General features: G+C 51.3%; 27 protein-coding genes. 17 read left to right on the top strand and 10 right to left on the bottom strand.

Annotated elements, in window-relative coordinates; genetic code table 11:
• Nucleotides 1-3: 3 nt before the first annotated feature.
• Nucleotides 4-612 (top strand): YiiX family permuted papain-like enzyme, encoded by a 609-nt coding sequence (locus QUE34_RS24010; protein WP_032304233.1) that lies wholly within the window; start codon nt 4-6, stop codon nt 610-612.
• A 60-nt stretch (nt 613-672) separates the two neighbouring features.
• Here QUE34_RS24010 and rpmE read toward each other — a convergent pair whose 3' ends face one another.
• On the bottom strand, nt 673-885 hold the full coding sequence (rpmE, locus tag QUE34_RS24005; protein ID WP_000710769.1) for a 50S ribosomal protein L31: 213 nt from the start codon (nt 883-885) through the stop codon (nt 673-675).
• A gap of 202 nt (nt 886-1087) precedes the next feature.
• Between rpmE and priA the strand changes: the two genes are divergently transcribed.
• From priA to QUE34_RS23965, 8 genes are all read left to right on the top strand, one after another.
• A complete protein-coding gene (gene priA, locus QUE34_RS24000) occupies nt 1088-3286 on the top strand; it encodes a primosomal protein N' (protein ID WP_032304231.1) in 2199 nt (732 codons plus the stop codon).
• 155 nt (nt 3287-3441) lie between these two features.
• Entirely contained in the window at nt 3442-4467 is a 1026-nt protein-coding gene (gene cytR, locus QUE34_RS23995; RefSeq protein WP_000644904.1) for a DNA-binding transcriptional regulator CytR, read from the top strand.
• 91 nt (nt 4468-4558) lie between these two features.
• Nucleotides 4559-5506, top strand: coding sequence for a cell division protein FtsN (gene ftsN, locus QUE34_RS23990; protein WP_032304230.1), 948 nt, complete (start codon nt 4559-4561; stop codon nt 5504-5506).
• A gap of 92 nt (nt 5507-5598) precedes the next feature.
• Complete coding sequence (hslV, locus tag QUE34_RS23985) at nt 5599-6129, top strand: ATP-dependent protease subunit HslV (protein ID WP_000208242.1); 531 nt, start codon at nt 5599-5601, stop codon at nt 6127-6129.
• A gap of 9 nt (nt 6130-6138) precedes the next feature.
• Entirely contained in the window at nt 6139-7470 is a 1332-nt protein-coding gene (gene hslU / locus QUE34_RS23980) for an ATP-dependent protease ATPase subunit HslU (RefSeq protein ID WP_001293344.1), read from the top strand.
• Between the two features lie 66 nt (nt 7471-7536).
• A complete protein-coding gene (gene menA / locus QUE34_RS23975; protein WP_000139496.1) occupies nt 7537-8463 on the top strand; it encodes a 1,4-dihydroxy-2-naphthoate polyprenyltransferase in 927 nt (308 codons plus the stop codon).
• 92 nt (nt 8464-8555) lie between these two features.
• Nucleotides 8556-9041 (top strand): ribonuclease E activity regulator RraA, encoded by a 486-nt coding sequence (gene rraA, locus QUE34_RS23970; protein WP_000872908.1) that lies wholly within the window; start codon nt 8556-8558, stop codon nt 9039-9041.
• Between the two features lie 348 nt (nt 9042-9389).
• On the top strand, nt 9390-10016 hold the full coding sequence (locus tag QUE34_RS23965) for a hypothetical protein (protein ID WP_123057342.1): 627 nt from the start codon (nt 9390-9392) through the stop codon (nt 10014-10016).
• 38 nt (nt 10017-10054) lie between these two features.
• Here QUE34_RS23965 and zapB read toward each other — a convergent pair whose 3' ends face one another.
• A complete protein-coding gene (gene zapB, locus QUE34_RS23960) occupies nt 10055-10300 on the bottom strand; it encodes a septal ring assembly protein ZapB (RefSeq protein WP_001296623.1) in 246 nt (81 codons plus the stop codon).
• Nucleotides 10301-10725: 425 nt separating this feature from the next.
• On the opposite strand from zapB, the gene glpF reads away from it, so the two are divergent.
• From glpF to fpr, 4 genes are all read left to right on the top strand, one after another.
• Nucleotides 10726-11571: a glycerol uptake facilitator protein GlpF gene (glpF, locus tag QUE34_RS23955; protein ID WP_000084268.1), complete on the top strand. Its 846-nt coding sequence runs from the start codon at nt 10726-10728 to the stop codon at nt 11569-11571.
• Nucleotides 11572-11593: 22 nt separating this feature from the next.
• Complete coding sequence (gene glpK / locus QUE34_RS23950; RefSeq protein WP_032185630.1) at nt 11594-13102, top strand: glycerol kinase GlpK; 1509 nt, start codon at nt 11594-11596, stop codon at nt 13100-13102.
• A gap of 230 nt (nt 13103-13332) precedes the next feature.
• Entirely contained in the window at nt 13333-14343 is a 1011-nt protein-coding gene (gene glpX / locus QUE34_RS23945) for a class II fructose-bisphosphatase (protein ID WP_105268571.1), read from the top strand.
• A 96-nt stretch (nt 14344-14439) separates the two neighbouring features.
• The gene (fpr, locus tag QUE34_RS23940) at nt 14440-15186 is read left to right on the top strand and encodes a ferredoxin--NADP(+) reductase (protein ID WP_032304228.1); all 747 of its coding nucleotides are present in this window, start codon (nt 14440-14442) and stop codon (nt 15184-15186) included.
• Nucleotides 15187-15190: 4 nt separating this feature from the next.
• Here fpr and uspD read toward each other — a convergent pair whose 3' ends face one another.
• The 3 genes from uspD to QUE34_RS23925 all read right to left on the bottom strand — a co-directional run bounded on the left by uspD (nt 15191) and on the right by QUE34_RS23925 (nt 16598).
• Nucleotides 15191-15619, bottom strand: coding sequence for a universal stress protein UspD (gene uspD, locus QUE34_RS23935; RefSeq protein WP_000323553.1), 429 nt, complete (start codon nt 15617-15619; stop codon nt 15191-15193).
• Between the two features lie 26 nt (nt 15620-15645).
• Nucleotides 15646-15945, bottom strand: coding sequence for a DUF406 domain-containing protein (locus QUE34_RS23930; protein ID WP_000655986.1), 300 nt, complete (start codon nt 15943-15945; stop codon nt 15646-15648).
• A 212-nt stretch (nt 15946-16157) separates the two neighbouring features.
• The gene (locus tag QUE34_RS23925; protein ID WP_000155257.1) at nt 16158-16598 is read right to left on the bottom strand and encodes a DUF805 domain-containing protein; all 441 of its coding nucleotides are present in this window, start codon (nt 16596-16598) and stop codon (nt 16158-16160) included.
• 100 nt (nt 16599-16698) lie between these two features.
• Here QUE34_RS23925 and QUE34_RS23920 point away from each other — a divergent pair, with 100 nt between their 5' ends.
• Nucleotides 16699-17298: a YiiQ family protein gene (locus tag QUE34_RS23920; protein ID WP_032304227.1), complete on the top strand. Its 600-nt coding sequence runs from the start codon at nt 16699-16701 to the stop codon at nt 17296-17298.
• A gap of 107 nt (nt 17299-17405) precedes the next feature.
• The gene (gene tpiA / locus QUE34_RS23915) at nt 17406-18173 is read left to right on the top strand and encodes a triose-phosphate isomerase (RefSeq protein ID WP_001216325.1); all 768 of its coding nucleotides are present in this window, start codon (nt 17406-17408) and stop codon (nt 18171-18173) included.
• A gap of 54 nt (nt 18174-18227) precedes the next feature.
• Here tpiA and cdh read toward each other — a convergent pair whose 3' ends face one another.
• The 5 genes from cdh to cpxP form a co-directional block, all read right to left on the bottom strand.
• On the bottom strand, nt 18228-18983 hold the full coding sequence (cdh, locus tag QUE34_RS23910) for a CDP-diacylglycerol diphosphatase (RefSeq protein ID WP_001355351.1): 756 nt from the start codon (nt 18981-18983) through the stop codon (nt 18228-18230).
• A 106-nt stretch (nt 18984-19089) separates the two neighbouring features.
• On the bottom strand, nt 19090-20079 hold the full coding sequence (sbp, locus tag QUE34_RS23905; RefSeq protein ID WP_001045689.1) for a sulfate/thiosulfate ABC transporter substrate-binding protein Sbp: 990 nt from the start codon (nt 20077-20079) through the stop codon (nt 19090-19092).
• Nucleotides 20080-20397: 318 nt separating this feature from the next.
• A complete protein-coding gene (pfkA, locus tag QUE34_RS23900; protein WP_001318165.1) occupies nt 20398-21360 on the bottom strand; it encodes a 6-phosphofructokinase in 963 nt (320 codons plus the stop codon).
• Between the two features lie 180 nt (nt 21361-21540).
• Nucleotides 21541-22443 carry a CDF family cation-efflux transporter FieF gene (fieF, locus tag QUE34_RS23895; protein WP_001076748.1) on the bottom strand — a complete coding sequence of 301 codons (903 nt, stop codon included), beginning with the start codon at nt 22441-22443 and terminating at the stop codon, nt 21541-21543.
• A gap of 148 nt (nt 22444-22591) precedes the next feature.
• Nucleotides 22592-23092: a cell-envelope stress modulator CpxP gene (cpxP, locus tag QUE34_RS23890; RefSeq protein WP_032304267.1), complete on the bottom strand. Its 501-nt coding sequence runs from the start codon at nt 23090-23092 to the stop codon at nt 22592-22594.
• Nucleotides 23093-23241: 149 nt separating this feature from the next.
• Between cpxP and cpxR the strand changes: the two genes are divergently transcribed.
• Together cpxR and cpxA are read left to right on the top strand one after the other, a co-directional pair.
• Nucleotides 23242-23940, top strand: coding sequence for an envelope stress response regulator transcription factor CpxR (gene cpxR / locus QUE34_RS23885; protein ID WP_001033722.1), 699 nt, complete (start codon nt 23242-23244; stop codon nt 23938-23940).
• Nucleotides 23937-25310, top strand: a complete 1374-nt coding sequence (gene cpxA / locus QUE34_RS23880; protein WP_032304226.1) for an envelope stress sensor histidine kinase CpxA — start codon at nt 23937-23939, stop codon at nt 25308-25310. The genes cpxR and cpxA overlap by 4 nt, the downstream gene beginning before the upstream one ends.
• Nucleotides 25311-25362: the final 52 nt, after the last annotated feature.

Here is a 25362-nt window from a genome sequence, read left to right as displayed (position 1 = left end):
ACTATGAAATACAGGCTACTGATCCTCAGCCTGCTGGTTTCTGTGCCTGCCTTTGCCTGGCAGCCGCAAACTGGCGACATCATCTTTCAAATCTCTCGCTCATCGCAAAGTAAAGCGATCCAACTGGCGACCCATTCCGATTACAGCCACACCGGTATGCTGGTGATGCGTAACAAAAAGCCCTACGTTTTTGAAGCGGTCGGCCCGGTGAAATACACCCCGCTCAAGCAGTGGATCGCCCATGGTGAAAAGGGCAAATACGTTGTTCGCCGCGTTGAAGGCGGACTGAGTGTTGAACAACAGCAAAAACTGGCGCAAACGGCAAAACGTTATCTCGGCAAACCGTACGATTTCAGCTTCTCGTGGAGTGATGATCGCCAGTACTGTTCGGAAGTAGTGTGGAAGGTTTACCAGAACGCACTGGGAATGCACGTGGGTGAACAGCAAAAACTGAAAGAGTTCGATCTCAGCAACCCGCTGGTTCAGGCGAAGCTCAAAGAACGTTACGGGAAAAATATTCCGCTTGAGGAAACGGTGGTCTCGCCACAAGCCGTTTTCGATGCGCCACAACTCACCACAGTCGCCAAAGAATGGCCGCTGTTTTCGTGGTAATACGACCAAAATTCAGACACAAAAAAAGCGCCGTGCGGCGCTTTTTTCGGAAATCCGGTCTTATTTGCTGCCCGGGATGTTGAAACGCTTGTTGAAGCGGTCAACACGGCCACCGGTAGCAACATCACGCTGTTTGCCAGTGAAGAACGGGTGGCACTTGCTGCACACGTCGAGGTTCAGATCATGACCAACGGTGGAGCGGATTTTCATTACGTTACCGCAAGAGCAGCTAGCAGTAATTTCTTCGTATTTCGGGTGAATATCTTTTTTCATGGGAAAACCTCGGTTTAAGGCCGCGTCGCTCTTCCAGCCCTAACGCCAGACACCACGCGATGTTAAAAGTATAGCTTCAATACGATCATTTCGTACGAAGGCGCGAAATCATACAGAAATTAACCAGCGTATGCAAACTGATCCGCACTCTTCTACGGCAATGTGTATACTAACCCACCGAATTTCAAGTCAGGATGATGCTATGCCCGTTGCCCACGTTGCCTTGCCCGTTCCGCTTCCTCGTACCTTTGACTATCTGCTGCCAGAAGGCATGACGGTTAAAGCCGGGTGTCGCGTGCGCGTGCCGTTTGGCAAACAGCAGGAGCGCATCGGGGTTGTGGTGTCAGTTAGCGATGTCAGCGAGCTGCCGCTTAACGAGCTGAAAGCGGTAGTTGAAGTGCTGGACGTTGAGCCGGTATTTACTCACTCCGTCTGGCGATTACTGCTCTGGGCCGCAGATTACTATCATCATCCGATTGGCGATGTGCTGTTTCATGCCTTGCCGATTTTACTACGCCAGGGGCGGCCTGCGGCGAACGCGCCGATGTGGTACTGGTTTGCCACTGAACAAGGTCAGGCGGTGGATCTGAACAGCCTGAAACGCTCACCCAAGCAACAACAGGCGCTGGCAGCGTTACGGCAAGGCAAAATCTGGCGTGATCAGGTTGCCACGCTCGAATTTAATGATGCCGCGTTGCAGGCGCTGCGCAAAAAAGGTCTGTGTGATTTAGCAAGTGAAACACCAGAGTTTAGCGACTGGCGCACGAACTATGCCGTTTCTGGTGAACGGTTGCGATTGAATACCGAACAGGCCACCGCCGTTGGCGCAATTCATAGCGCGGCAGATACTTTTTCTGCCTGGCTGCTGGCGGGTGTTACCGGTTCCGGTAAAACGGAAGTCTATTTAAGCGTGCTGGAAAACGTGCTCGCTCAGGGCAAACAGGCGCTGGTGATGGTGCCGGAAATCGGCCTGACACCGCAAACTATTGCCCGTTTTCGTGAGCGGTTTAATGCGCCAGTGGAAGTTCTGCATTCCGGCCTGAACGACAGCGAGCGTCTTTCGGCGTGGTTGAAAGCGAAAAATGGTGAGGCGGCGATTGTGATCGGCACCCGCTCCGCGCTGTTTACGCCGTTTAAAAATCTCGGTGTGATTGTCATTGATGAAGAGCACGACAGTTCCTACAAACAGCAGGAAGGCTGGCGCTATCATGCCCGCGACCTGGCGGTGTATCGTGCGCACAGCGAGCAAATCCCGATTATTCTTGGCTCCGCAACGCCCGCGCTGGAAACATTATGCAACGTCCAGCAGAAAAAATACCGCCTGCTACGCCTGACCCGTCGGGCAGGGAATGCGCGTCCGGCAATTCAACACGTGCTGGATTTAAAAGGTCAGAAGGTGCAGGCTGGTCTGGCTCCGGCGTTAATCACCCGTATGCGCCAGCATTTACAGGCCGACAACCAGGTTATCCTCTTTCTTAACCGCCGTGGCTTTGCGCCTGCCTTGCTGTGCCACGACTGCGGCTGGATTGCCGAATGCCCACGTTGCGATCACTACTACACGCTGCATCAGGCGCAACAGCATTTGCGCTGTCACCACTGTGACAGCCAACGCCCGGTGCCGCGCCAGTGCCCTTCCTGCGGCTCCACGCACCTGGTACCCGTGGGGCTGGGCACCGAACAGCTTGAACAGACGCTCGCGCCAATGTTCCCTGGTGTGCCCATTTCTCGTATCGACCGCGATACCACCAGCCGCAAAGGGGCGCTGGAACAACAACTGGCGGAAGTACATCGCGGCGGTGCGAGGATTTTGATCGGCACGCAAATGCTGGCGAAAGGTCACCACTTTCCGGATGTGACGCTGGTGGCATTACTGGACGTAGACGGCGCGCTGTTTTCTGCCGATTTTCGCTCGGCAGAGCGTTTCGCCCAGGTTTACACCCAGGTCGCCGGTCGTGCCGGGCGTGCGGGTAAACAGGGTGAAGTGGTGCTGCAAACGCACCATCCGGAACATCCTCTGTTGCAAACATTGCTCTATAAAGGCTACGACGCCTTTGCCGAACAGGCGCTGGCTGAACGACGCATGATGCAACTGCCGCCGTGGACCAGCCATGTGATTGTGCGTGCGGAAGATCATAACAATCAGCACGCGCCGCTGTTCCTGCAACAGTTGCGTAATCTGATCCTCGCCAGCCCGCTTGCAGACGACAAACTGTGGGTTCTCGGTCCGGTTCCGGCACTGGCCCCTAAGCGTGGTGGCCGCTGGCGCTGGCAGATATTGTTGCAGCACCCTTCCCGCGTGCGCTTGCAACACATCATTAGTGGTACGCTGGCGCTCATCAATACAATACCGGATTCCCGTAAGGTGAAATGGGTGCTGGATGTCGATCCCATCGAGGGCTAATGCGCAAACGATGCGAGGCGGATCGAAAAATTCAATATTCATCACACTTTTCATGAAAATTCTGTAACCGTTTTCACGCGCTATCTGCTAAAAATGTTGCCGATGTGAAGTAAACATGGAAGTAGTACGCCTGCCGTGCCGGGCGAGGAGTGAGTGTGAAAGCGAAGAAGCAGGAAACTGCCGCGACCATGAAAGACGTTGCCCTGAAGGCAAAAGTCTCTACAGCGACCGTCTCCCGAGCATTAATGAATCCCGATAAAGTCTCCCAGGCCACCCGTAATCGGGTTGAAAAAGCGGCCCGGGAAGTAGGTTATTTGCCGCAGCCTATGGGGCGCAACGTCAAGCGTAATGAATCCCGTACCATTCTGGTGATTGTCCCGGATATCTGCGATCCCTTCTTTAGCGAAATTATTCGCGGTATCGAAGTTACGGCGGCAAATCACGGATATCTGGTGCTGATTGGCGACTGTGCGCATCAAAATCAGCAGGAAAAAACCTTTATCGATTTGATCATCACCAAGCAAATTGATGGCATGTTGCTGCTGGGTTCAAGGCTGCCGTTTGATGCCAGCATTGAGGAACAGCGTAATCTGCCGCCGATGGTGATGGCGAACGAATTTGCACCGGAACTGGAGCTACCAACAGTTCATATCGACAATCTGACCGCCGCATTTGATGCAGTAAATTATTTATATGAGCAAGGGCATAAACGGATTGGCTGTATAGCCGGTCCCGAAGAGATGCCGCTGTGTCACTACCGCCTGCAAGGCTACGTTCAGGCGCTGCGTCGCTGCGGCATTATGGTTGATCCGCAATACATCGCCCGTGGCGACTTCACCTTCGAAGCCGGAAGCAAAGCAATGCAACAGCTGCTTGATCTTCCACAACCGCCTACTGCTGTCTTCTGCCATAGTGATGTGATGGCGCTCGGCGCACTTTCTCAGGCAAAACGCCAGGGGCTGAAAGTCCCGGAAGACCTTTCCATAATCGGTTTTGATAACATCGACCTGACGCAATTTTGTGATCCGCCGCTGACAACCATCGCGCAGCCGCGTTACGAAATCGGTCGGGAAGCTATGCTGTTATTGCTTGATCAAATGCAGGGGCAACACGTTGGCAGTGGCTCTCGTTTAATGGACTGCGAACTTATCATCCGGGGATCAACGCGCGCGTTACCTTAAAGTAAACCTTTAAGACTGCCGTGACTGGTCAAAGGCCCGCCGCTTAAGTAACATGGCGGGCTGACGAACGAATAAATACAGCGAAACGATAGTGGCACAACGAGATTATGTACGCCGCAGCCAACCGGCACCTTCGCGGCGAAAAAAAAGCACCTCACGGAAAAAGCAACGAAATCTGCCTGCGGTTTCTCCCGCAATGGTCGCTATTGCTGCCGCCGTTCTTGTGACCTTTATCGGTGGTCTGTACTTCATTACGCATCACAAGAAAGAAGAGTCCGAGACGCTGCAAAGCCAGAAAGTGACCGGAAACGGATTACCACCGAAACCAGAAGAACGCTGGCGCTACATTAAAGAGCTGGAAAGTCGCCAGCCGGGTGTGCGTGCACCAACAGAACCGTCTGCCGGTGGTGAAGTGAAAACGCCGGAGCAACTGACACCAGAACAACGTCAGCTTCTTGAACAAATGCAGGCCGATATGCGCCAGCAGCCAACGCAGCTGGTTGAAGTTCCGTGGAATGAACAGACGCCGGAACAGCGTCAGCAAACGCTTCAACGTCAGGCACAACAGCGTCAGATTCAGGCGGCTCAACAGCAGCAGCGTCAGGCTGAGCAGGCATATCAACAACCGCGTACCACGCAAGCGCAGCAACCACCGCGCCAGACGCAGCAGACTCGCCAGGCGGCTCAGCAGCCGTACCAGGATCTCCTGCAAACGCCAGCACACACTGCCGCGGCGCAGCCGAAGTCACAGCAAGTCGCGCCTGTTAGCCGGGCCGCTGACGCGCCAAAACAGACGGCGGAGAAAAAAGACGAGCGGCGCTGGATGGTACAGTGCGGTTCGTTCCGAGGCGCGGAACAGGCAGAGACGGTACGTGCTCAGCTGGCGTTCGAAGGCTTTGACTCGAAAATTACCACCAACAATGGCTGGAATCGTGTGGTGATTGGCCCGATTAAAGGGAAAGAAAATGCCGACGGCACCCTGAATCGCCTGAAGATGGCGGGTCATACAAACTGTATTCGACTCGCTACCGGGGGTTGAAACCCTCAAAATCCCCCCCATCTATAATTGCATTATGCCCCGTACTTTTGTACGGGGTTTGTACTCTGTATTCGTAACCAAGGGGTCAGCTCGTGACAACTATAGTAAGCGTACGCCGTAACGGCCATGTGGTCATCGCTGGTGATGGTCAGGCCACGTTGGGCAATACCGTAATGAAAGGTAACGTGAAAAAAGTCCGCCGTCTGTACAACGACAAAGTCATCGCGGGCTTTGCGGGCGGTACTGCGGATGCTTTTACGCTGTTCGAACTGTTTGAACGTAAACTGGAAATGCATCAGGGCCATCTGGTCAAAGCCGCCGTTGAGCTGGCAAAAGACTGGCGTACCGATCGCATGTTACGCAAACTTGAAGCACTGCTGGCAGTCGCGGATGAAACCGCTTCACTGATCATCACCGGTAACGGTGACGTGGTGCAGCCAGAAAACGATCTTATTGCTATCGGCTCCGGCGGCCCTTACGCCCAGGCTGCGGCGCGCGCGCTGTTAGAAAACACTGAACTAAGCGCCCGTGAAATTGCTGAAAAGGCGTTGGATATTGCAGGCGACATTTGCATCTATACCAACCATTTCCACACCATCGAAGAATTAAGCTACAAAGCGTAAGGATCTCCCATGTCTGAAATGACCCCACGCGAAATCGTCAGCGAACTGGATAAGCACATCATCGGCCAGGACAACGCCAAGCGTTCCGTGGCGATTGCACTGCGTAACCGCTGGCGTCGCATGCAGCTTAACGAAGAGCTGCGCCATGAAGTGACCCCGAAAAATATCCTGATGATCGGCCCGACCGGTGTCGGTAAAACTGAAATCGCTCGTCGTCTGGCTAAGCTGGCGAATGCGCCGTTCATTAAAGTTGAAGCGACCAAATTCACCGAAGTGGGCTATGTAGGTAAGGAAGTGGATTCTATTATCCGCGATCTGACCGATGCCGCCGTGAAAATGGTACGCGTCCAGGCTATTGAGAAAAACCGTTATCGCGCTGAAGAACTGGCAGAAGAACGTATTCTCGACGTGCTGATCCCACCGGCTAAAAACAACTGGGGACAGACCGAACAACAGCAGGAACCGTCCGCTGCTCGTCAGGCATTCCGCAAAAAACTGCGTGAAGGCCAGCTCGATGACAAAGAAATCGAGATCGATCTTGCCGCAGCACCGATGGGCGTTGAAATTATGGCGCCTCCGGGAATGGAAGAGATGACCAGCCAGCTGCAGTCCATGTTCCAGAACCTGGGCGGTCAGAAGCAAAAAGCGCGTAAGCTGAAAATCAAAGACGCCATGAAGCTGCTGATTGAAGAAGAAGCGGCGAAACTGGTGAACCCGGAAGAGCTGAAGCAAGATGCTATCGACGCTGTTGAGCAGCACGGGATCGTGTTTATCGACGAAATCGACAAAATCTGTAAGCGCGGCGAGTCTTCCGGTCCGGATGTTTCTCGTGAAGGTGTTCAGCGTGACCTGCTGCCGCTGGTAGAAGGTTGCACCGTTTCCACCAAACACGGGATGGTCAAAACTGACCACATTCTGTTTATCGCTTCTGGCGCGTTCCAGATTGCGAAACCGTCTGACCTGATCCCGGAACTGCAAGGTCGTCTGCCAATCCGAGTTGAACTGCAGGCACTGACCACCAGCGACTTCGAGCGTATTCTGACCGAACCGAATGCCTCTATCACCGTGCAGTACAAAGCATTGATGGCGACTGAAGGCGTAAATATCGAGTTCACCGACTCCGGTATTAAGCGGATCGCGGAAGCAGCATGGCAGGTGAACGAATCTACCGAAAACATCGGTGCTCGTCGTTTACATACTGTTCTGGAGCGTTTAATGGAAGAGATTTCCTACGACGCCAGCGATTTAAGCGGTCAAACCATCACTATTGACGCAGATTATGTGAGCAAACATCTGGATGCGTTGGTGGCAGATGAAGATCTGAGCCGTTTTATCCTATAATCGCGTTCAATCATTTTCATCATTGTTTGATGGGGCTGAAAGGCCCCATTTTTATTGGCGCGTATTATGACTGAACAACAAATTAGCCGAACTCAGGCGTGGCTGGAAAGTTTACGACCTAAAACCCTCCCCCTCGCCTTTGCTGCAATTATCGTCGGGACGGCGCTGGCATGGTGGCAAGGTCACTTCGATCCGCTGGTCGCCCTGCTGGCACTGATTACCGCCGGACTGCTTCAAATTCTCTCTAACCTCGCTAATGATTACGGCGATGCAGTAAAAGGCAGCGATAAACCTGACCGCATTGGCCCGCTACGTGGCATGCAAAAAGGGGTCATTACCCAGCAAGAGATGAAACGGGCGCTCATTATTACCGTCGTGCTCATCTGTCTCTCCGGGCTGGCACTGGTTGCAGTGGCGTGCCATACGCTGGCCGATTTTGTCGGTTTCCTGATTCTTGGCGGGTTGTCGATCATTGCCGCTATCACCTACACCGTGGGCAATCGTCCTTATGGTTATATCGGTCTGGGTGATATTTCCGTACTGGTTTTCTTTGGCTGGTTGAGCGTCATGGGCAGCTGGTATTTACAGGCTCATACATTGATTCCGGCACTGATCCTTCCGGCAACCGCATGCGGCCTGCTGGCAACGGCAGTACTGAACATTAATAACCTGCGTGATATCAATAGCGACCGCGAAAATGGCAAAAACACGCTGGTGGTGCGCTTAGGTGAAGTGAACGCGCGTCGTTATCATGCCTGCCTGCTGATGGGCTCTCTGGTGTGTCTGGCGCTGTTTAATCTCTTTTCACTGCATAGCCTGTGGGGCTGGCTGTTCCTGCTGGCGGCACCATTACTGGTGAAGCAAGCCCGTTATGTGATGCGGGAAATGGACCCGGTGGCGATGCGACCGATGCTGGAACGCACTGTCAAGGGAGCGTTACTGACTAACCTGCTGTTTGTTTTAGGGATATTCCTAAGCCAGTGGGCAGCATAACTGACAAATATCAATTAACAATTGATGATTTTGCCAACAGCCCACATAGCGCGATATACTGAAAATTCTCGCAGCAACTGAATGTTAAGCCTATGAAATACGATACTTCCGAGCTTTGTGACATCTATCAAGAAGATGTTAACGTCGTGGAACCGCTGTTCTCCAACTTTGGCGGACGGGCGTCGTTTGGCGGACAAATAATCACGGTAAAATGTTTCGAGGACAACGGGTTGCTGTACGATCTGCTCGAACAGAATGGCCGTGGTCGTGTTCTCGTCGTTGATGGCGGTGGTTCTGTTCGTCGCGCACTGGTCGATGCTGAGCTGGCGCGTCTGGCAGTACAAAATGAATGGGAAGGCCTGGTCATTTACGGCGCGGTGCGTCAGGTAGATGACCTGGAAGAGCTGGATATCGGCATCCAGGCGATGGCAGCAATTCCAGTCGGTGCCGCTGGCGAAGGCATTGGCGAAAGCGATGTCCGCGTTAATTTTGGCGGCGTCACCTTCTTCTCCGGTGACCATCTTTATGCCGACAATACCGGAATTATTCTTTCAGAAGATCCGCTGGATATTGAATAAGTACCTGCCATGCGTTAAAAGGGGAATTAAATTCCCCTTTTTTATATGCAAAATATTCATAAAGACTATCGTTTGTTTTTATTTAATTCATTTTAAATATCAATAGTTCACATCTGACAATATAAATTAATTATCGATAAATCATTTCATAAAAATATGCAGCATTAAAAATTAATGCTATATGGTAAATTAACTATTCTGGGAATAGGGATATGAATCATCGTTAGTAGCGAACGTATTATATAATAAGGGATTGATATGAGATACGTTATCTTATTAATACTATGGATAATAACTACTTTTCTTAGTCATCTTCAGCACAGCAACCTACTGTCTGGAGATCCTGGCATGGTTGGCGAGTATATCGGTTCAGTATTTCTGGGGCCGTTGTTACTTCCCGTGCTTGTGTCAGGTATTCTGTGCGCATTTATTAAAAAAAAACGTAACTTCGCCAGTTTTACTCGCGGGTGCTGTTGGGTATTGGGAATCCTGCTTTTATCCAAAGTCGGCAATACGTTTCGTATGTTTACCCCGTGGCAATATACCTTTGAGAATGCTGCGATAACAGTGACTATCCCGAACCGACACTGGAATACGGTTTCCATTAGTACTAATAAAACCATTGATATAAGAAGTGAGGATAATAGCGTCTTCATTTCTGCTTTCCGCCTGCCCGCAGGACGTAGCGCCGATGACCCGCTGGAAGCGTTAAAGAAGAAGCAGCGAGACAATCTCAAGGATCAATACAATGAGGAAGCCTTCCAGTTTCATGATTGTAATGCCAAACATTTCACCTGTAAGTATCAGGATGTGTTGATAAATTTTGATGGTCAGCAGAAAAGAACCATCAGTGTTTATCTTGAAGACACCCCCAGGGCTGTGGGGATCATTGCATTAATGGCGCCAGATACGGCAGATAAATATCGCCAACAGGCGATGGAGATTATGCTTTCCGCTAAAAATGCAGTGAAGTAAAAAATAAGGCGCCTTGCGGCGCCTCTGCGTGGAAGAGATTAAACCTCTTCCATGCGACCCAGCAGGGCCTGCAGACGTTCCTGCCAGCCGTTCTGCTGTTCTTTCAGATGGTTGTTCTCACGCTCCAGCTCTTCGCGCTGATGCTGGGCATTTTGAACTTCCTGCGACAGTGAGTTGTTTTTTTCTTTCAGCTCTTCGATTTCCATCTGCAACAGAGTGATGGTATCAATCGCCTGCTGTACTTTTGCTTCCAGTTTCTCAAACACTTCTAATGACATTGTCATACCTCTCCTGAATTGCAAGGCGTTGATGGATAAAAAATCCTCGTCCCGATTACCGGTGACGCCTTAATAAATACGAGCGCACTTTAGTTAGCTCCGATTGTATGAAGCCGCGCCATCGCTGTCCAGCGGCACGCCTTGCAGATTACGGTTTGCCACACTTTTCATCCTTCTCCTGGAGACATAATCCACGCAAATCGAAAATGTTAATAAATTTGTTGCGCGAATGATCTAACAAACATGCATCATGTACAATCAGATGGAATAAATGGCGCGATAACGCTCATTTTATGACGAAGCACACACATTTTAAGTTCGATATTTCTCGTTTTTGCTCGTTAACGATAAGTTTACAGCATGCCTACAAGCATCGTGGAGGTCCGTGACTTTCACGCATACAACAAACATTAACTCTTCAGGATCCGATTATGAGTCAAACATCAACCTTGAAAGGCCAGTGCATTGCTGAATTCCTCGGTACCGGGTTGTTGATTTTTTTCGGTGTGGGTTGCGTTGCAGCACTAAAAGTCGCTGGTGCGTCTTTTGGTCAGTGGGAAATCAGTGTCATTTGGGGACTGGGGGTGGCAATGGCCATCTACCTGACCGCAGGGGTTTCCGGCGCGCATCTTAACCCCGCTGTTACCATTGCATTGTGGCTGTTTGCCTGTTTCGACAAGCGCAAAGTTATTCCTTTCATCGTTTCACAAGTTGCCGGCGCTTTCTGCGCTGCGGCTTTAGTTTACGGGCTTTACTACAATTTATTTTTCGACTTCGAACAGACTCATCACATTGTTCGCGGCAGCGTTGAAAGTGTTGATCTGGCTGGCACTTTCTCTACTTACCCTAATCCTCATATCAATTTTGTGCAGGCTTTCGCAGTTGAGATGGTGATTACCGCTATTCTGATGGGGCTGATCCTGGCGTTAACGGACGATGGCAACGGTGTACCACGCGGCCCTTTAGCTCCCTTGCTGATTGGTCTACTGATTGCGGTCATTGGCGCATCTATGGGCCCATTGACGGGCTTTGCCATGAACCCAGCGCGTGACTTCGGTCCGAAAGTCTTTGCCTGGCTGGCGGGCTGGGGCAATGTCGCCTTTACCGGCGGCAGAGACATTCCTTACTTCCTGGTGCCGCTTTTTGGCCCTATCGTTGGCGCGATTGTAGGTGCATTTGCCTACCGCAAACTGATTGGTCGCCATTTGCCTTGCGATATCTGTGTTGTGGAAGAAAAGGAGACCACAACTCCTTCAGAACAAAAAGCTTCGCTGTAATATGACTACGGGACAATTAAACATGACTGAAAAAAAATATATCGTTGCGCTCGACCAGGGCACCACCAGCTCCCGCGCGGTCGTAATGGATCACGATGCCAATATCATTAGCGTGTCACAGCGCGAATTTGAGCAAATCTACCCAAAACCAGGCTGGGTAGAACACGACCCAATGGAAATCTGGGCCACCCAAAGCTCCACGCTGGTAGAAGTGCTGGCGAAAGCCGATATCAGTTCCGATCAAATTGCAGCTATCGGTATTACGAATCAGCGTGAAACCACTATTGTCTGGGAAAAAGAAACCGGCAAGCCTATCTATAACGCCATTGTCTGGCAGTGCCGTCGTACCGCAGAAATCTGCGAGCATTTAAAACGTGACGGTTTAGAAGATTATATCCGCAGCAATACCGGTCTGGTGATTGACCCGTACTTCTCTGGCACCAAAGTGAAGTGGATCCTCGACCATGTGGAAGGCTCTCGCGAGCGTGCACGTCGTGGTGAATTGCTGTTTGGTACGGTTGATACGTGGCTTATCTGGAAAATGACTCAGGGCCGTGTCCATGTGACCGATTACACCAACGCCTCTCGTACCATGTTGTTCAACATCCATACCCTGGACTGGGACGACAAAATGCTGGAAGTGCTGGATATTCCGCGCGAGATGCTGCCAGAAGTGCGTCGTTCTTCCGAAGTGTACGGTCAGACTAACATTGGCGGCAAAGGCGGCACGCGTATTCCAATCTCCGGGATCGCCGGTGACCAGCAGGCGGCGCTGTTTGGTCAGTTGTGCGTGAAAGAAGGGATGGCGAAGAACACCTATGGCACTGGCTGCTTTATGCTGATGAACACCGGCGAGAAAGCGGTGAAATCAGAAAACGGTCTGCTGACTACCATCGCCTGTGGCCCGAGCGGAGAAGTAAACTATGCGCTGGAAGGTGCGGTGTTTATGGCGGGCGCATCCATTCAGTGGCTGCGCGATGAGATGAAGTTGATTAACGACGCCTACGATTCCGAATACTTTGCCACGAAAGTGCAAAACACCAACGGTGTGTATGTGGTTCCGGCGTTTACCGGGCTGGGTGCGCCGTACTGGGATCCGTATGCGCGCGGGGCGATCTTCGGTCTGACTCGTGGAGTGAACGCTAACCACATTATACGCGCGACGCTGGAGTCTATTGCTTATCAGACGCGTGACGTGCTGGAAGCGATGCAGGCCGATTCTGGTATTCGTCTGCACGCCCTGCGCGTGGATGGCGGCGCAGTGGCGAACAATTTCCTGATGCAGTTCCAGTCCGATATTCTCGGCACGCGCGTTGAGCGCCCGGAAGTGCGCGAAGTCACCGCATTGGGTGCGGCCTATCTTGCTGGTCTGGCGGTAGGCTTCTGGCAGAACCTCGACGAGCTGCAAGAGAAAGCGGTGATTGAGCGCGAGTTCCGTCCTGGCATCGAAACCACCGAGCGTAATTACCGTTACGCTGGCTGGAAAAAAGCGGTTAAACGCGCGATGGCGTGGGAAGAACACGACGAGTAATATCAGGCATCTGAACCAATTGCCTGATACTGATCGCCTGATGCGACGCTTACGCGTCTTATCAGGCCTACGAGCCGATGCCATTTTGTGTAGGCCGTATAAGGCGTTCACGCCGCATCCGGCATGTCGTAGACTCTGAAATCGTGCGGGGGCAACCCCCGCACACATCAATAATCCTGCCCTTCCCCTGTGCTACACTTCGCGCCATTCCTTACTGCTTAGAGTTTGCTATGAGACGAGAACTTGCCATCGAATTTTCCCGCGTCACCGAATCTGCGGCGCTGGCTGGCTACAAATGGTTAGGACGCGGCGATAAAAACACCGCGGACGGCGCAGCGGTTAACGCCATGCGCATTATGCTCAACCAGGTCAACATTGACGGTACCATCGTCATTGGTGAAGGTGAAATCGACGAAGCGCCGATGCTCTACATTGGTGAAAAAGTCGGTACCGGTCGCGGCGATGCGGTAGATATTGCTGTTGATCCGATTGAAGGCACGCGCATGACAGCGATGGGCCAGGCTAACGCGCTGGCGGTGCTGGCAGTAGGCGATAAAGGCTGCTTCCTCAACGCGCCAGATATGTATATGGAGAAGCTGATCGTCGGACCGGGAGCCAAAGGCACCATTGACCTGAACCTGCCGCTGGCGGATAACCTGCGCAATGTTGCGGCGGCGCTCGGCAAACCGTTGAGCGAACTGACGGTAACGATTCTGGCAAAACCGCGCCACGATGCCGTTATCGCAGAAATGCAGCAACTCGGCGTGCGCGTATTTGCTATTCCGGATGGCGATGTGGCAGCCTCAATTCTCACCTGTATGCCAGACAGCGAAGTTGACGTGCTGTACGGTATTGGTGGCGCGCCGGAAGGCGTGGTTTCTGCGGCGGTGATCCGCGCATTAGATGGCGACATGAATGGTCGTCTGCTGGCACGTCATGACGTCAAAGGCGACAACGAAGAAAATCGCCGCATTGGCGAGCAGGAGCTGGCGCGCTGCAAAGCGATGGGCATCGAAGCGGGTAAAGTGTTGCGTCTGGGCGATATGGCGCGCAGCGACAACGTCATCTTTTCTGCCACTGGCATCACCAAAGGTGATCTGCTGGCAGGTATTAGCCGCAAAGGCAATATCGCCACCACCGAAACACTGCTGATCCGCGGTAAATCACGCACCATTCGTCGCATTCAATCCATCCACTATCTGGATCGTAAAGACCCGGAAATGCAGGTGCACATTCTCTGAGTGATTTGATCGATTGAGCCTTCCAGTCCTTCGGGACTGGAATTTTTTTGTTCGGAGAACGAAGATAAGGCAAGTCAATCAAAACAGGAGAAAAACATGGCTGATTGGGTAACAGGCAAAGTCACTAAAGTGCAGAACTGGACCGACGCCCTGTTTAGTCTCACCGTTCACGCTCCCGTGCTTCCATTTACTGCCGGGCAATTCACCAAACTAGGCCTTGAAATTGACGGCGAACGCGTCCAGCGTGCCTATTCCTACGTTAACTCTCCTGATAATCCCGATCTGGAGTTTTACCTGGTGACCGTCCCCGATGGCAAATTAAGCCCACGACTGGCGGCACTGAAACCGGGCGATGAAGTGCAGGTGGTTAGCGAAGCAGCTGGCTTCTTTGTGCTGGATGAAGTACCAGATTGCGAAACGCTATGGATGCTGGCAACCGGTACAGCGATTGGCCCTTATTTATCAATTCTGCAACTGGGCAAAGATTTAGATCGCTTCAAAAATCTGGTTCTGGTTCACGCCGCACGTTATGCCGCCGACTTAAGTTATCTGCCACTGATGCAAGAACTGGAAAAACGCTACGAAGGGAAACTGCGCATTCAGAAGGTGGTCAGTCGGGAAACGGCGGCGGGTTCGCTCACCGGGCGAATACCGGCGTTAATTGAAAGTGGTGAACTGGAAAGTGCGGTGGGCTTGCCGATGGATAAAGAAACCAGCCATGTGATGCTGTGCGGCAATCCACAGATGGTTCGCGATACGCAACAGTTGCTAAAAGAAACCCGGCAGATGACGAAACATTTACGTCGTCGACCGGGCCATATGACAGCGGAGCATTACTGGTAAGCGGTTACTTATCGATAAACGGCACGATGAGCAGATCCGCTTTCAACTTATTGATCATCCCGCGGTATGCTGGCATCAAACGGTTGATAAATGAGTGGTGATGACCACAGACAAGGAGGTCGCACTGCTCTTGTTGCATAATATCCAGCAGTGTTTCCGGCATTTCCCCACGTTCAATACGCAGTTTTGTCTTCGGCCATTGAATATTTTTCGTCAGTTTATACAGCTTGTTATCCGACTTATTCTTCAACAATTGAAGAATATCCTCTGTTGCAGGGAAGTAGATACCCGGATACAACTCGCTTAAGCCATCATCAATATGAATTAACGTCAGGTGAGCGTCATTATGTCTGGCGAGCTCCAGGGCTTTATTCACCAGTAAGGCATCTTCTTCATTCCCGGAAATTGCCACGCCAATGTGTTTATAAGCCATGTTTAACTCCTTCTAAAGCAACTCCATCAAGCTAACGAACGCAGTGATAACTCAAAAATAATCATCTCGGCCTGGCATGAGAAGGTGAAGGCCGCATCAAGCTCAACTTGCCCCTCCAGATCCTTAATCTTATAGGCCACGCTGGCCCCTTCATCCGCAGAGGATGCAGCGGCGGCAAGCTCTTTCAGTTTAGTCATAAAGGACTCTGCTTCTTCGCGGGTGGCAAAAAAGCGCGAAAACTTACTGGTACAGTTGTCGTTATCAATCACCGTACCGATATCAATCGCACATCCTTTAGTACTGCATTTATCTACGACATCTTTCATAGGGCACCTCTGTATATTCGCCTCTCTGTCGATTACGACTTAAGAATAATGCGCCGTTAAGGGAAGAACAAACAAGTAATGATCTTATGGATTACCATTTTTTTTGATATTGCTTAAGGTGAAGAGATCAGAAGGATTTTCCGGGCATTGTCATTTTCAACGTGGAAATAACAAACCCGGAAAAAAAATAGCAGTAAGAGATATATTAAAGGTTAATTACTTGATTTATTGTCGGCTTTATACTTCACATCCTGAGTGTCTTTACCATATTTATTTTCGCCTTGTGTGCCAACAAACGCACCAAGATCGATAAGCATCATCACCAGAATCAACGTCGGGACAAAACGCCCCACCGCCCATTGCCAGACACCAGGTAAAATCGCCCAGTTACCCGCCAGCAGCATCCACGCCACAATCATCAGAAATGCCCATGCGCCGGAACGCCCGCGATCATGCAAGCGCTTAACGGTTACTGCCGCTGTTGGCCAAAGCAAGCACACAAGGCAAAACGCCGCGGTCTGAATATCGAGTAAATTTTTACCCGCCAGTGAGAAAAGCACCAGCATGCCTGCGAACCACAGGCCTATCCAAATCCAGAAATCACGGCGTCCAATACGCCCTTTAAATGAAAATAACCATTGCTGTATGGTCATGTAAGTTCCTTGATGGTTGTCTTTTCCGGGATTCTACCCTTTTGACAAGGGCGACAGATATCGTTTTAATCGGAGCCAGTCATAACAAAAGGTACTGTCAATGAAGCCAGGGTGTACGCTGTTTTTTCTCTTATGTTCTGCATTAACCGTTACAACAGCGGCGCATGCACAAACACCAGGTACGGCAACGACCGCGCCTTATCTGCTGGCTGGAGCCCCTACTTTCGATCTCTCCATCAGCCAGTTTCGAGAAGACTTTAACAGCCAGAACCCCAGCCTGCCACTGAACGAATTTCGTGCCATCGACAGCAGTCCCGACAAAGCCAATCTCACTCGTGCTGCAAGTAAAATTAATGAGAACTTGTATGCTTCTACAGCGCTGGAGCGCGGTACCTTAAAAATCAAAAGCATTCAAATGACCTGGCTACCTATCCAGGGGCCAGAGCAAAAAGCCGCGAAAGCGAAAGCTCAGGAATACATGGCAGCGGTGATCCGCACACTCACCCCATTAATGACCAAAACACAAAGCCAGAAAAAACTGCAGTCGCTACTAACGGCGGGGAAAAACAAACGTTATTACACCGAGACCGAAGGTGCACTGCGCTATGTTGTCGCGGACAACGGCGAAAAGGGACTGACCTTCGCTGTTGAACCGATTAAGCTGGCGCTATCTGAATCGCTTGAAGGGTTGAATAAATGACAAAAAGCAAAGCCTTTCCGCGGATGAATCTCTATACTGTTTCACAGACCTGCTGCCCTGCGGGGCGGCCATCTTCCTTTATTCGCTTATAAGCGTGGAGAATTAAAATGCGACATCCTTTAGTGATGGGTAACTGGAAACTGAACGGCAGCCGCCACATGGTTCATGAGCTGGTTTCTAACCTGCGTAAAGAGCTGGCAGGCGTTGCTGGCTGTGCGGTTGCAATCGCACCACCGGAAATGTACATCGATATGGCGAAGCGTGAAGCTGAAGGCAGCCACATCATGCTGGGTGCGCAGAACGTGGATCTGAACCTGTCCGGCGCATTCACCGGTGAAACCTCTGCTGCTATGCTGAAAGACATCGGCGCACAGTACATCATCATCGGTCACTCTGAACGTCGTACTTATCACAAAGAGTCTGACGAACTGATCGCGAAAAAATTCGCGGTGCTGAAAGAGCAGGGTCTGACTCCGGTTCTGTGCATCGGTGAAACCGAAGCTGAAAACGAAGCGGGCAAAACTGAAGAAGTTTGCGCACGTCAGATTGACGCAGTGCTAAAAACTCAGGGTGCTGCAGCATTCGAAGGTGCGGTAATCGCTTACGAACCAGTATGGGCAATCGGTACTGGCAAATCGGCAACTCCGGCGCAGGCACAGGCTGTTCACAAATTCATCCGTGACCACATCGCTAAAGTTGACGCTAACATCGCTGAACAAGTGATCATCCAGTACGGCGGCTCTGTAAACGCGTCTAACGCTGCAGAACTGTTTGCTCAGCCAGACATCGACGGCGCGCTGGTTGGCGGTGCTTCTCTGAAAGCTGACGCTTTCGCAGTGATCGTTAAAGCTGCAGAAGCGGCTAAACAGGCTTAAGTCTGACAGGTGCCGGATTTCATATCCGGCACTTACTTTCCTTAACTCCTCGCCTTAACGCAAAATCTCACACTGATGATCCTGGATTTCCTCGGCTGAAGCACGGTTCAGCGTCAGTAGATTTCGTTGTGTCGCCAGCAACACAAACGAATTATCACTCTGCCGCACCATCGCCAGCCCGTAGCTTCCCATATGTTCCCGCGCCTCAGGCACTTCTTCTGCAAGCATCATAAATGGGCTGCGTTGTACCAGTTCGCTTTCCGTTACCCGACGCGCCAGGTATTCATGCCCGTGCAAACCACCTGGCAGTGGCAACCAGCGGCTGCTGATGTTCGCCAGATTGTTATCCAGCTGTTCGCGCACATCAGGACGAATACAAGAGATATGAATATGAAAATGGTTTTGCGTACGCCCGGTGCGAGAGTTGATCGCCAAAGAAACCGCGCGATCGGGAACCGGCTGGCCGTATTTTTTGCTCATAAAATCACGCGCCTGCCAGGCCAACCAAAAGAAGTTCGGCGTTGAAGGATCGGTCAACAAAGGACTTTCAGTACCGTTAATACGATACGTTGGCATCAACAGATATTGCAGTGGGCCATTAAGATCTTTTAAAACCACGTATCCGGCATTAGGTTTGACTTCCGCACATGGCGAAGGATTTTGATTTTGCTGCTGATTGGGCAAACATTCCTCAAGGACAATCTTACGTAATGTATCCGACTCTTCACCGGTTAATTTCCAGTAACCAATACCGGCAGCCACAACGGCGATAACTATCATCACCAAAAAAAGAAGACCCGCTTTTTTCATCTTTTTTTCCCTGTACCTCAAAGAGATGCAAGGGTAACGCAAAATCGTGACAAATAAAAAACCCGGTCGCGAGAAACCACCGGGTTTGATAATTATCCTGGGGAAATCAGCGTTTGCTGATCTGATCGAACGTACCGCCGTTAGCAAAATGCTCTTTTTGCGCTTTCGTCCAGCCGCCGAACTCTTCATCAATGGTGAATAACTTCAATTTTGGAAACGCATTTTCGTACTTTTTCGCTACCTCAGCGTCGCGCGGACGGTAGTAGTTTTTCGCGGCAATTTCCTGACCTTCTGGCGAGTAGAGATATTTCAGGTAGGCTTCCGCCACCTCTTTAGTACCTTTTTTCTCAACCACTTTATCGACCACCGACACGGTTGGCTCTGCGAGAATAGACTCACTCGGCGTGACGATTTCGAATTTATCTTTCCCCAGTTCATTCGCTGCCAGTAGAGCTTCGTTTTCCCAGGCGATCAGCACATCGCCAATCCCACGCTCGACAAAAGTGTTAGTGGAGCCGCGCGCACCAGAATCCAGAACTTCGACGTTTTTATACAGTGCCCGAACAAAATCCTGCGCTTTTGCCTGATCGTTGTTGTTGTGGTGCAGCGCGTAGCCCCAGGCAGCCAGGTAGTTCCAGCGCGCGCCACCAGAGCTTTTCGGATTAGGCGTGATCACCGAAACACCCGGTTTAATCAGATCGTTCCAGTCATGGATCTGCTTCGGATTGCCCTTACGTACCAGGAAAACAATGGTGGAAGTGTACGGTGCGGAGTTATCCGGCAGACGTTTGATCCACTCTTTATCAATCCGCCCGCGTTCCGCAATTGCGTCCACGTCATAGGCCAGAGCCAGAGTGACAACATCAGCTTCAATACCATTGATTACCGACGTCGCTTGTTTGCCTGAACCACCGTGTGACTGACGAATCACCACGTTATCGCCAGTTTGCTGTTTCCAGTGGGCGCTGAATGCCTTGTTGTACTGTTCGTACAATTCGCGCGTTGGATCATATGAAACGTTAAGAAGCTGAATATCCTTTGCCATAACGCTGGTTGCCGCCAGCAAAAATGTTAACCCTACGCCCCACTTGTTCATCGCCCGACTCTCTTATGTTGTGTTGTGATGAGCAAAGCGTGCCAGAAGGTTAACCAAACATTAAAGAATAAAAAAAGATTGGCTATAACTTGCGGGTATATGTTGGGGGATTAAAAAGGCGGAAGAAATCCGCCTCATATTGCTGACAAAGTGCGCTTTGTCCATGCCATATGCGGCGCGAACGCCTTATACGGCCTACAAAAGTTTGCAAATTCAATAAATTGCAGAATTCATGTAGGCCTGGTAAGCGAAGCGCATCAGGCATTTTGCTTCTGTCATCGGTTTCAGGCTAAAGGAATCTGCCTTTTTCCGAAATCATTAATACAGTTTTTTCGCGCAGTCCAGCCAGTCGCCTTTGAACGGACGCTTCATGTTTTCGATAGCGTCGATGATGTCGTGGTGAACCAGCTGTTCGTTCTGGATACCTACACAACGACCGCCGTAACCTGCCAGCAGCAGTTCAATGGCGTAAGCACCCATACGGGAAGCCAGAATACGGTCGTAAGGCACCGGAGAACCACCGCGCTGAATGTGGCCCAACACAGTTGCACGGGTTTCACGACCGGTTTCTTTCTCGATGAAATGCGCCAGTTCGTCAACATCACACATATGTTCGGTAATCGCCACGATCGCGTGTTTTTTACCTTTCGCGATACCCGCTTTGATTTCGTTTACCAGGTCTTCACGGCTGAATTCAACTTCCGGAACTACAACGAATTCACAGCCACCGGCAATGGCCGCAGCCAGGGTCAGATCGCCACAATAACGACCCATCACTTCCACCACGGAAATACGCTGGTGAGAAGAAGAGGTGTCACGCAGACGGTCGATCGCTTCTACAACGGTGCTCAGCGCAGTGAAGAAACCGATAGTGTAGTCAGTGCCTTTGATGTCGTTGTCGATAGTGCCCGGCAGGCCGATGCACGGGAAGCCCATTTCGGTCAGACGCATTGCACCCATGTAGGAACCGTCACCACCGATAACCACCAGCGCGTCGATACCACGTTTTTTCAGGTTTTCGATAGCCACGGCGCGGATGTTCTCGTCGCGGAATTCCGGGAAACGCGCAGAACCGAGGAACGTACCGCCACGGTTGATCATGTCAGACACGCTGTAACGGTCTAGCTGTACCATACGGTCTTCATACAGACCCAGATAGCCGTCATAAATACCCATTACTTCCAGACCTTCTGTCAGCGCAGAACGAACAACCCCGCGAATTGCGGCGTTCATGCCTGGCGCATCACCGCCGCTTGTCAACACACCGATTTTCTTAATCATGACTACCTCTGAACTTTGGAATGCAAAATGAAATCTGTTGCCGGAAGTCTTCTTGCACATCGAAGTGATCCAACGAATGTGCAAATAGTATAACAATCACTTCCTGCTGAATTGATTCAGGTCAGGCCAAATGGCGGTATTTTATACACAAAATGCGGGTCTGGCTCTCTTTTATACTGATTATGAAAGCATAGACCGTTTACCCTCCCTGGGTACGACGGAACAGGGATCCTGATGGATAATCACATCCGATCCCGGAAAACGCCGTAAAATAGCCTGCTCTACCTGATCCGCCACCATATGTGCCTGAACCAAAGGCAGAGAGTCTTCCATTTCCAAATGAATCTGAATAAAGCGGGTCGGCCCTGACTGCCGCGTGCGAAGATCGTGAGCGCCGCTAACACCCGGCCAGGAAGTCACGATATCAATAATTTCTTGCCGTTCCTCATCAGGTAATGCGCGATCCAGTAATGACTGTACCGCCTCATATCCCATGCGTAACGCGCTATATAAAATATAGATGCCGATTCCCAATGCAAACAGAGCATCGGCGCGATGCCAGCCGTACCAGGACAACCCCAGCGCCAGCAGAATTGCGCCGTTCATCATAACATCAGACTGGTAATGTAGCATATCAGCCCGCACCGCCTGGCTTTGCGTCCGGCGCACCACCCACCGCTGAAACGAGACAAGGATAATCGTACAAATTAGCGCCACAATTGTCACGATAACCCCGACGCCTGGATCTGTCATCGGTGTTGGAGATACCAGATGTTGAATACCCGTCAAAAACAGGAATAGTGCCGAACCGGAGATAAACATACTTTGCGCCAGCGCCGCGAGGGACTCAGCTTTACCGTGACCAAACGAGTGATTATCGTCGGCAGGTTGCAGGGAATATCGCACCACCAGTAAATTCGTCAACGACGCGCCGATATCCACCAGCGAATCCACCAGCGCGGCGAGAATACTCACCGACCCGGTATACCACCATGCAAAAATTTTAATCAGCAATAGCAGCGAAGCCATCGCCGTTGCAGCAATCGCCGCCCGACTGACCAGCCGTCCATAAGATTGATTCATAAATACTCCCGCTATCAACTGACGGTAGTATAACGGAAGCAAATCATCTGCAATGCATTAAGCAGTAGGCAAATTGAGGATAAAAAAAACCCCCACATCATGTGGGGGAAGACAGGGATGGTGTCTATGGCAAGGAAAACAGGGTTTACTACTGGGAACGTGAGTTGCTACTACTCAATAGCTTCAACGATGAACTTTTTTGCCATTGCGTCACGTCGCGCAACTGCTCCATTCGTTGTTGATGTTTCTCGTTTAAAACCGCTTGCTGCTCCGGCGTTAACAGGCGATACATTTGATTGCGGACTTTTGCCATCTCAACCTGACGAGCAATTTGCTCATTCGCCATTTTTTCTGCCTGTGCGCGCACAGCGTTTTCATCAAATTTTTCTGCGGTGACAAGGCGATGCATTGTCTCCAGTTCGCTAACATTAACAGGCGGCTGTTCGTGCCGGGCCTGTTGCATAAGATCTCGCATCTGCTGACGCTGATGTTCGGTTAAACTTATGCCGTCGAACATATGGCTCTGCGTACTGCGCTGCGTAAGTTCTTCACCCGGATGCCAGTTATCGCCTGAACCGACTTCAGCAGCGTGGCTTAATGAACTGACTGCCAGCGTTGAGGCCATGACGGCAGCGGTAACTATGCGCATCATTTGCTCCCAAAATCTTTCTGTCGCGATTCAACGATAGAGAGTTTACGATTCAGGCTGCAAACATGCGTCAGGGGGTGTAAAACAACGTAAAGTCATGGATTAGCGACGTCTGATGACGTAATTTCTGCCTCGGAGGTATTTAAACAATGAATAAAATCCTGTTAGTTGATGATGACCGAGAGCTGACTTCCCTGTTAAAGGAGCTGCTCGAGATGGAAGGCTTCAACGTGATTGTTGCCCACGATGGGGAGCAGGCGCTTGATCTTCTGGACGACAGCATTGATTTACTTTTGCTTGATGTCATGATGCCGAAGAAAAATGGTATCGACACATTAAAAGCACTTCGCCAGACACACCAGACGCCTGTCATTATGTTGACGGCGCGTGGCAGTGAACTTGATCGCGTTCTCGGCCTTGAGCTGGGCGCAGATGACTATCTCCCGAAACCGTTTAATGATCGTGAGCTGGTGGCACGTATTCGCGCGATCCTGCGCCGTTCGCACTGGAGCGAGCAACAGCAAAACAACGACAACGGTTCACCGACACTGGAAGTTGATGCCTTAGTGCTGAATCCAGGCCGTCAGGAAGCCAGCTTCGACGGGCAAACGCTGGAGTTAACCGGCACTGAGTTTACCCTGCTCTATTTGCTGGCACAGCATCTGGGTCAGGTGGTTTCCCGTGAGCATTTAAGCCAGGAAGTGCTGGGCAAACGCCTGACGCCTTTCGACCGCGCTATCGATATGCACATTTCCAACCTGCGTCGTAAACTGCCGGATCGTAAAGATGGTCACCCGTGGTTTAAAACCTTGCGTGGTCGCGGCTATCTGATGGTTTCTGCTTCATGATAGGCAGCTTAACCGCGCGCATCTTCGCCATCTTCTGGCTGACGCTGGCGCTGGTGTTGATGTTGGTTTTGATGTTACCCAAGCTCGATTCACGCCAGATGACCGAGCTTCTGGATAGCGAACAGCGTCAGGGGCTGATGATTGAGCAGCATGTCGAAGCGGAACTGGCGAACGATCCGCCCAACGATTTAATGTGGTGGCGGCGTCTGTTCCGGGCGATTGATAAGTGGGCACCGCCAGGACAGCGTTTGTTATTGGTGACCACCGAGGGCCGCGTGATCGGCGCTGAACGCAGCGAAATGCAGATCATTCGTAACTTTATTGGTCAGGCCGATAACGCCGATCATCCGCAAAAGAAAAAGTATGGCCGCGTGGAACTGGTCGGTCCGTTCTCCGTGCGTGATGGCGAAGATAATTACCAACTGTATCTGATTCGTCCGGCCAGCAGTTCTCAATCCGATTTCATTAACTTACTGTTTGACCGCCCGCTATTACTGCTGATTGTCACCATGCTGGTCAGTACGCCGCTGCTGTTGTGGTTGGCCTGGAGTCTGGCAAAACCGGCGCGTAAGCTGAAAAACGCGGCCGATGAAGTTGCCCAGGGAAACTTACGCCAGCACCCGGAACTTGAAGCGGGGCCACAGGAATTCCTTGCCGCTGGTGCCAGTTTTAACCAGATGGTCACCGCGCTGGAGCGCATGATGACCTCTCAGCAGCGTCTGCTTTCTGATATCTCTCACGAGCTGCGCACCCCGCTGACGCGTCTGCAACTGGGTACGGCGTTATTGCGCCGTCGTAGTGGTGAAAGCAAGGAACTGGAGCGTATTGAAACCGAAGCCCAGCGTCTGGACAGCATGATCAACGACCTGTTGGTGATGTCACGTAATCAGCAGAAAAACGCGCTGGTGAGCGAGACATTGAAAGCCAACCAGTTGTGGAGCGAAGTGCTGGATAACGCGGCGTTCGAAGCCGAGCAGATGGGCAAGTCGTTTACAGTTAACTTCCCGCCGGGGCCGTGGCCGCTGTACGGCAACCCAAACGCCCTGGAAAGCGCGCTGGAAAACATTGTTCGTAATGCTCTGCGTTATTCCCATACGAAGATCGAAGTAGGCTTCGCGGTAGACAAAGACGGTATCACCATTACGGTGGATGATGATGGTCCTGGCGTTAGCCCGGAAGATCGCGAGCAGATTTTCCGTCCGTTCTATCGCACCGATGAAGCGCGCGATCGTGAATCTGGCGGTACGGGCTTAGGGCTGGCGATTGTCGAAACAGCTATCCAGCAGCACCGTGGTTGGGTGAAGGCAGAAGACAGCCCGCTGGGCGGTTTGCGGCTGGTGATTTGGCTGCCGCTGTATAAGCGGAGTTAAACTCCGCATTTGTAGGCCGGATAAGGCGTTTACGCCGCATCCGGCGTTTGAG

Source organism: Escherichia sp. KS167_9B, from assembly GCF_030295215.1.
Lineage (GTDB): Bacteria > Pseudomonadota > Gammaproteobacteria > Enterobacterales > Enterobacteriaceae > Escherichia > Escherichia coli_F.
Note: the sequence above shows the minus strand (reverse complement) of the source record. Positions and strands in the feature narration are given on the sequence as shown.

Coding starts and splice junctions, on each gene's coding strand:
- sbp (WP_001045689.1), bottom strand. CDS start 20,079: ATGAACAAGTGGGGCGTAGGGTTAACATTTTTGCTGGCGGCAACCAGC.
- tpiA (WP_001216325.1), top strand. CDS start 17,406: ATGCGACATCCTTTAGTGATGGGTAACTGGAAACTGAACGGCAGCCGC.
- menA (WP_000139496.1), top strand. CDS start 7,537: ATGACTGAACAACAAATTAGCCGAACTCAGGCGTGGCTGGAAAGTTTA.
- glpF (WP_000084268.1), top strand. CDS start 10,726: ATGAGTCAAACATCAACCTTGAAAGGCCAGTGCATTGCTGAATTCCTC.
- pfkA (WP_001318165.1), bottom strand. CDS start 21,360: ATGATTAAGAAAATCGGTGTGTTGACAAGCGGCGGTGATGCGCCAGGC.
- fpr (WP_032304228.1), top strand. CDS start 14,440: ATGGCTGATTGGGTAACAGGCAAAGTCACTAAAGTGCAGAACTGGACC.
- hslU (WP_001293344.1), top strand. CDS start 6,139: ATGTCTGAAATGACCCCACGCGAAATCGTCAGCGAACTGGATAAGCAC.
- glpK (WP_032185630.1), top strand. CDS start 11,594: ATGACTGAAAAAAAATATATCGTTGCGCTCGACCAGGGCACCACCAGC.
- QUE34_RS23925 (WP_000155257.1), bottom strand. CDS start 16,598: ATGACCATACAGCAATGGTTATTTTCATTTAAAGGGCGTATTGGACGC.
- QUE34_RS23965 (WP_123057342.1), top strand. CDS start 9,390: ATGGTTGGCGAGTATATCGGTTCAGTATTTCTGGGGCCGTTGTTACTT.
- zapB (WP_001296623.1), bottom strand. CDS start 10,300: ATGACAATGTCATTAGAAGTGTTTGAGAAACTGGAAGCAAAAGTACAG.
- rraA (WP_000872908.1), top strand. CDS start 8,556: ATGAAATACGATACTTCCGAGCTTTGTGACATCTATCAAGAAGATGTT.
- rpmE (WP_000710769.1), bottom strand. CDS start 885: ATGAAAAAAGATATTCACCCGAAATACGAAGAAATTACTGCTAGCTGC.
- priA (WP_032304231.1), top strand. CDS start 1,088: ATGCCCGTTGCCCACGTTGCCTTGCCCGTTCCGCTTCCTCGTACCTTT.
- cdh (WP_001355351.1), bottom strand. CDS start 18,983: ATGAAAAAAGCGGGTCTTCTTTTTTTGGTGATGATAGTTATCGCCGTT.
- QUE34_RS23920 (WP_032304227.1), top strand. CDS start 16,699: ATGAAGCCAGGGTGTACGCTGTTTTTTCTCTTATGTTCTGCATTAACC.
- uspD (WP_000323553.1), bottom strand. CDS start 15,619: ATGGCTTATAAACACATTGGCGTGGCAATTTCCGGGAATGAAGAAGAT.
- fieF (WP_001076748.1), bottom strand. CDS start 22,443: ATGAATCAATCTTATGGACGGCTGGTCAGTCGGGCGGCGATTGCTGCA.
- QUE34_RS24010 (WP_032304233.1), top strand. CDS start 4: ATGAAATACAGGCTACTGATCCTCAGCCTGCTGGTTTCTGTGCCTGCC.
- cpxR (WP_001033722.1), top strand. CDS start 23,242: ATGAATAAAATCCTGTTAGTTGATGATGACCGAGAGCTGACTTCCCTG.
- QUE34_RS23930 (WP_000655986.1), bottom strand. CDS start 15,945: ATGAAAGATGTCGTAGATAAATGCAGTACTAAAGGATGTGCGATTGAT.
- cpxA (WP_032304226.1), top strand. CDS start 23,937: ATGATAGGCAGCTTAACCGCGCGCATCTTCGCCATCTTCTGGCTGACG.
- cpxP (WP_032304267.1), bottom strand. CDS start 23,092: ATGCGCATAGTTACCGCTGCCGTCATGGCCTCAACGCTGGCAGTCAGT.
- glpX (WP_105268571.1), top strand. CDS start 13,333: ATGAGACGAGAACTTGCCATCGAATTTTCCCGCGTCACCGAATCTGCG.